Consider the following 5189-nt stretch of genomic DNA (forward strand, 5'->3'; position numbering starts at 1 on the left):
CCCGGGCCACGGACTCCCTTAAAGAACCGGGAGAAAGAACCTCCCACCCACCCACCCTTTCCCCTCGTCACCCGTACGGGTGACGAGCTTGCGGGTTTGAAAAGCGGGTGGTTACGTTCATCGCGACAACCGCAAAAAGTTGCGGCCCCCGGTCGGGACTGCCATCCCGGTCCGAGGGCCTCACCGATCAGGAAGCAGAGACCTTCCCGATGGCTGACTCGCAGTTTAGCGCGCGCTCACGCGCCCGCGCCGGTGCACCGGCATCCGGCGTGATCCACGTACGCACCCGCCTCACCGCCAACTTCACCGTTCTCGCCAACGTCCTCGCCCAGCGGCCCGGCAGCGCGGTCACCATCGGGGTCGCGGCGTACATCGCATCCCTGCCGGACGGCGCCCCGGTGAGCATCACCGCGTTGTGCGAGCACTTCTCCGAGGGCGAGATCCTGATCTCCCGCGCTCTGCGGGAGCTGGAGGCGTCCGGGCACCTGGAGCGGCGGCGCGAGCGCGGGCCGGACGGCCGGGTCCGTACCCGCACCTACTTCCACGACGTACCGCCGGGCGACAACGACCCGACCCCGCCGCCCGGCCGCCGGCCCCGCCCCGCGCCCGTCCGCGTGCCGGTACCGGCTCCGCGTACGGCCTCCGGCCCGGCGCCCCTGCCGCCTCCCCCGGCTCCGGCCGCCGCTCCCCCGGACCCGCTCCCGGCGGTGGTGCGGTCGCGGCAGGTTCCGCCCGCCCAGCCCGCTCCGCCTGCTCCACTCGGCGAGGCCGATCCGGACGCGGTGCGGGTCCTGGCCTGTCTCCGCAACGCCGACCCCCGGCTGATCCTCTCCGGGAGCGAGGCCGCCCGGCTCGCCCCGGACGTGGCCCAGTGGCTCGCGGCGGGCGTGTCCCCCGCCAGGATCACCGAGACGCTCACCGCCGGCCTGCCCGAACGCTTCCTGGCCCGCCCGGCCCGCATCCTGGCCTTCCGCCTCGGCGAGCCGCCCCTGCCCGCGCCCGCCTCGGCCCCGCCGCCCGCCAAGCCCGCCGTCCTGCCCCTCCAGACCTGCGACGGCTGCGAACGCGCCATCCGCGCGGCCCGGCCCAGCCAGTTGTGCCGCGACTGCCGGTACGAGGCCGAGGCGGCGGCCGCAGCCACCGAGGGGGCGCCGCGTGTGGCTTGCTGAAAGCCGAATGCGTCCTGCCCAGCCCCAGGTGGGAGGCTGGACGTGCGACGATGCGGGGCCTGACGACAACGGGAGGTCGATCATGGTCGACAGGTTCACGGACGGACTGCTGACGCCTGCGGAAACCTCTTCCTACCTGGAGATTCCGTCATCGACCCTCGCGTCCTGGCTGAAGGGAAAGGCCGCCGGCGCCCCTCTGGTGCACCAGGTGGAGCCGGTACGGAGGGGGCAGCCCTCGGTACCGTTCGTCGCCGTGGCCGAAGCCCACGTCCTGCGGTCCCTGCGCTCGCTCGGCCTGCGGATGAGCGAGATCAGGGAGGCCGCGGCGGCCGTGCGGAACGCCTTCGCCACCCCCTACGGCCTGGTGTCGAAGCGGATCGCCACGGACGGTGTGGACATCTTCATCGAGCACGGTTTCGGGGATCTGCGCAGGGCCCGGGACGGGCAGGCCCCGATTCACGAGGTCGTGTCCGACTACCTCCGTTACCTGTCGTGGGACGCCGACGACGACTTCCCCACGAGTCTGCGGCTGAGGCAGTATCCGCAGACCGTTCCCGTCGTGATCGATCCGCGATTCGGTCACGGTCGGCCTGTCGTCGCGGCGAATCGCGTTCCGGTCAAGTCCATCACCGATCTGTGGGAGGCCGGGGAGTCGGTCGAGGACATCGCCTACGACTTCGACATGTCCCCCGAACAGGTCGACGCCCTGTGTCATGCCGTGGTGCGTCTTGCCGCCTGAGTTCTTCCTCGACCGCAACCTCGGACGTCGCGTCGCCGATGAGCTGAAGGCGCGCGGGTGGATCGTTCACCGCATCGTCGATGTCTTCCCGGCGGACGCGCAGGACATCCCCGATGAGGAATGGATCACCTACGGGCTCGACCAGTCCTGGATCCCTTTGTCGAAGGACGGCCGGATCAAGACACGGGACCTGGAGATCAAGCCCGTCCTGGACCGGAAGGCAGTGCTCTTCTACCTCGACAACCAGCAGCTCCGCAGTATCGAGATGGTCGAACGCCTCGACGCACACCGTGACGCGATTCACCGGGCCGTGGTGCGGGGTGGCCCCGCCGCTTATGCCGTGCGGCGCGACCGCATCGAGCGCACATGGCCCTGATGCCTTCCCCTGGAAGAGCGCAGAATCGCCATAGCAGGTGTGAAGAACACGAGCCCCCCTGCCCCGCATAAGGTGACGGCCATGGCATGCCGCGTCAGCGAAATCGTCATCGACGCCGGCCAGACCGGTACCGAGAGCTGGCACGTCCTGGCCGATCCCGAAGGGAACGAGTTCTGCGTCCTGCGCGGTGAGGCCGACCGGGCGGCCATGGACTCTTGACGCTTCCGTGTCCGGGCTGGTGTTCACCGGGCACGGGCCGGTGCGCCGGGCGGTCGGCAAGTTGATCTGGCAGGCGAGAACGGTCGGGAGCGGGCCGTGTCGCTCCGGAGCGGCCGCTCCGCAGAACGGGCCGTGGGAAAAGGACTGGAGGCGGCACGGGCGCGGATGGGAGCGTGGGCCCATGAACACGATCGACGACATCGTCGCTCTGGCCGCCGTCCACGGACTGCACCTGTCCGCGCGGGACGCCACCGTGAACGAGGCGGGCCTGGACTACCGGGTCGTCATGGCCTTTGACACGAGCGGCCGCAGGTGGGTGCTGCGCGTGCCGCGCCGGGCCGACGTCTCCGAGGGCATGGCCGCCGAGGGGCGCATCCTCGACCTGGTCGCCCCCGTCCTGGCCGAGGACGGTGTCGCGGTCCCCGACTGGCAGGTCCGCTCCCCCGAGCTGATCGCCTACCCGGCCCTGCCCGGCGCCCCGGGCCTGACCCTGACCGATACCGGAGAGCCCGACTGGCACATGGACCCCGCCGGCCCGGACTACGCCGAGCGCCTGGGGCGCCTGCTGGCCCGTCTACACTCCACAGCTCCGGAGCGGGCCGGGGCCGCGGGCGTCGAGGTCCGCACCCCGGCCCGGGTGCGTCAGGCGTGGCGGGACGACATCGCCCGTGTGAGCGAGGCCTTCACCGTCTCCCCCTCCCTGGCCGAGGCATGGCACGCCTGGATCGAGGACGACACCTGCTGGCCCGAGCGGACCGTGATGACCCACGGCGAGATCTACCCCGCGCACGTGCTGCTGGACGAGGAGGGTGCGATCACCGGGGTCCTGGACTGGACCACCGCCCGCGTGGACGACCCCGCCCGTGACCTGCCCTTCCAGTACGGCGCCACGGGCGAGGAGACGCTGCAGGCCACCCTCACCGCGTACGAGCGGGCGGGCGGGCACGTCCACCCCGGCCTGGCGGCCCAGGCCAGACACCTGTGGGACGCCTCCCCGATCGGGTACGCCCTGTACGCGCTGACCACCGGCGCAGAGACCGACCGGGCCACTGCGGCCGCGATGCTGAACCCCGAGGTCTGACGCCCCGCCCGGCGCCGGCTGACTACAGCCGCGCCGCGTCGCGCGAGGGGGCGGCGGTGCTGGCGCGGACGGTCAGGGCGGGGCCGGGCGCGCGGCGGTGCTCGACGCGGTGGCCGGCGACGACGGCCTTGAGCTGGCGGGCGGACAGGGCGCCGTAAGCGGCGATGTCGCGGCGCAGCGCGGTCAGCCCGGGGTGGACCAGCCCGCACAGCGGCGAGTCGTCCCAGGCCACCAGGGAGACGTCCTCGGGGACGCGGACGCCCAGGCTCTGAGCGGCGCTCAGGCCGGAAACGGCCATCACGTCGTTGTCGTAGAGGATCGCGGTGGGGCGGCCGTCGCCCTCCAGCAGGGCGCGGGTGGCGGCGCAGCCCTGTTCGCCGCTGTAGTCGGCCTCCACGCTCCGGCCGGTGACGCCGCGCTCGGCGGTGGCGGCGGCGAACGCATCGGTGCGGAGCGCGGTGTGCCGCAGGACGGCGGGCCCGGTGACGTGGGCGATGGAGCGGTGTCCGAGGTCGGCGAGGTGGGTGACGGCGGTGCGCACCCCCGCCGCCTCGTCGCTCCACACCGCCGGCAGGCTTCCGGTGCCGACGGGCGCGCCGATCACCACGGCGGGCAGGCGCAGTTCCTCCAGGGCGCGTATCCGGGGGTCGTCCACGCGCAGGTCGACCAGGAACACGCCGTCGACCTTGCGCTGTGCCCACCAGGCCCGGTAGGTGGCCGTCTCAGCGTCCGCGTCGGACGCGACGGTGAACAGCAGGGAGGTGCCGTCCCCGGACAGCTCGCTCTGGATTCCGGAGACCAGCTGCATGAAGAACGGTTCGATGCCCAGGGAGCGGGCGGGGCGGTCCACCACCAGTCCGAAGGCCCCGGCCCTGCCGTCCGAGAGGGCCCTGGCCGCGCTGTTGGGCTGCCAGCCCACTTCCTCCGCGATGGCGAGCACTCTGGCGCGGGTCGCCTCCGACACCCCCGGGCGGCCGTTGAGCGCGAAGGACACCGCGCTCTTGGTCACCCCCGCACGGCGGGCGATGTCCACCATCGTGGGACGCTTCAACGCTTCTCCCCCTCGCGGTCGCCGGCGAACCGGGGCTCATCCTAGAGCGGCCCACTCCCACCGGGAACACGTGTTCACAGGACCGTGGCACGGCTCCGGGAATGCCTCACACATCACCCGAGCCCGCCGGGGGTAGGAGGCGATGAGGACAACCGAGCGCAAAGGGTGCGGCTCGCCACGGCGGGCACCCGTGAACAACTGGAGGAACCGTGCCGGGCATTCTGAGGAAGATCGCCATGTTCTCCCGAACCCCGCAGGGCCGCCGACTGACCTCGAAGGCCAGGAGGATGGCCTCCGATCCCAGGAAGCGGTCCCAGGCCAAGCAGGCGCTGAGCAGGCTGCGCGGCCGGGGGCCGGGACGCCCCTGAGGCGTACCGCCCTCGGGGCTCACCCCGCTCCCGTGCGTCGGCGCCCGCCGCCGTGAGGACACGTTTCGACCTGGACGGGGACGGGCTGGTCACCGCGGTGGAGTTCCGCAAGGTGCTGGGCGAGCTGGGGGACTACACCCTCACCGTGGACATGGCCCAGACACTGATCAACCAGCACGACAGTGA

Annotated in this window: 6 protein-coding genes and 1 pseudogene; 6 read left to right on the plus strand and 1 reads right to left on the minus strand. The window is 72.2% G+C overall.

All coding sequences use genetic code 11. From position 1 onward, the window contains the following. Positions 1-209 precede the first annotated feature (209 nt). From LJ221_RS04940 to LJ221_RS04960, 5 genes and pseudogenes are all read left to right on the plus strand, one after another. Positions 210-1169: a hypothetical protein gene (locus LJ221_RS04940; RefSeq protein ID WP_241714037.1), complete on the plus strand. Its 960-nt coding sequence runs from the start codon at positions 210-212 to the stop codon at positions 1167-1169. 82 nt (positions 1170-1251) lie between these two features. Next, positions 1252-1908, plus strand: coding sequence for a DUF433 domain-containing protein (locus LJ221_RS04945; protein ID WP_241714039.1), 657 nt, complete (start codon positions 1252-1254; stop codon positions 1906-1908). After that, positions 1898-2284, plus strand: a complete 387-nt coding sequence (locus LJ221_RS04950; protein ID WP_241714041.1) for a toxin-antitoxin system, toxin component, PIN family protein — start codon at positions 1898-1900, stop codon at positions 2282-2284. Before LJ221_RS04945 ends, LJ221_RS04950 begins: the two co-directional genes overlap by 11 nt. 111 nt (positions 2285-2395) lie before the next feature. Further along, positions 2396-2503, plus strand: a pseudogene (locus tag LJ221_RS04955) (VOC family protein); the annotation flags it as partial. Between the two features lie 181 nt (positions 2504-2684). Beyond that, positions 2685-3584 carry a macrolide 2'-phosphotransferase gene (locus LJ221_RS04960; RefSeq protein ID WP_241714043.1) on the plus strand — a complete coding sequence of 300 codons (900 nt, stop codon included), beginning with the start codon at positions 2685-2687 and terminating at the stop codon, positions 3582-3584. Between the two features lie 22 nt (positions 3585-3606). Here the strand turns inward: LJ221_RS04960 and LJ221_RS04965 are convergent, their stop codons facing one another. Next, positions 3607-4635 carry a LacI family DNA-binding transcriptional regulator gene (locus LJ221_RS04965; RefSeq protein WP_241714045.1) on the minus strand — a complete coding sequence of 343 codons (1029 nt, stop codon included), beginning with the start codon at positions 4633-4635 and terminating at the stop codon, positions 3607-3609. A 209-nt stretch (positions 4636-4844) separates the two neighbouring features. On the opposite strand from LJ221_RS04965, the gene LJ221_RS04970 reads away from it, so the two are divergent. Further along, complete coding sequence (locus LJ221_RS04970) at positions 4845-5003, plus strand: hypothetical protein (protein WP_241714048.1); 159 nt, start codon at positions 4845-4847, stop codon at positions 5001-5003. Positions 5004-5189 lie beyond the last annotated feature (186 nt).

It is taken from the genome of Streptomyces sp. CNQ085 (assembly GCF_022614595.1).
Taxonomy (GTDB): domain Bacteria; phylum Actinomycetota; class Actinomycetes; order Streptomycetales; family Streptomycetaceae; genus Streptomyces.

Excerpts from the sequence above, each read along its gene's own strand:
- LJ221_RS04940 (WP_241714037.1), top strand. The coding sequence starts at position 210 with ATGGCTGACTCGCAGTTTAGCGCGCGCTCACGCGCCCGCGCCGGTGCA.
- LJ221_RS04960 (WP_241714043.1), top strand. The coding sequence starts at position 2,685 with ATGAACACGATCGACGACATCGTCGCTCTGGCCGCCGTCCACGGACTG.
- LJ221_RS04945 (WP_241714039.1), top strand. The coding sequence starts at position 1,252 with ATGGTCGACAGGTTCACGGACGGACTGCTGACGCCTGCGGAAACCTCT.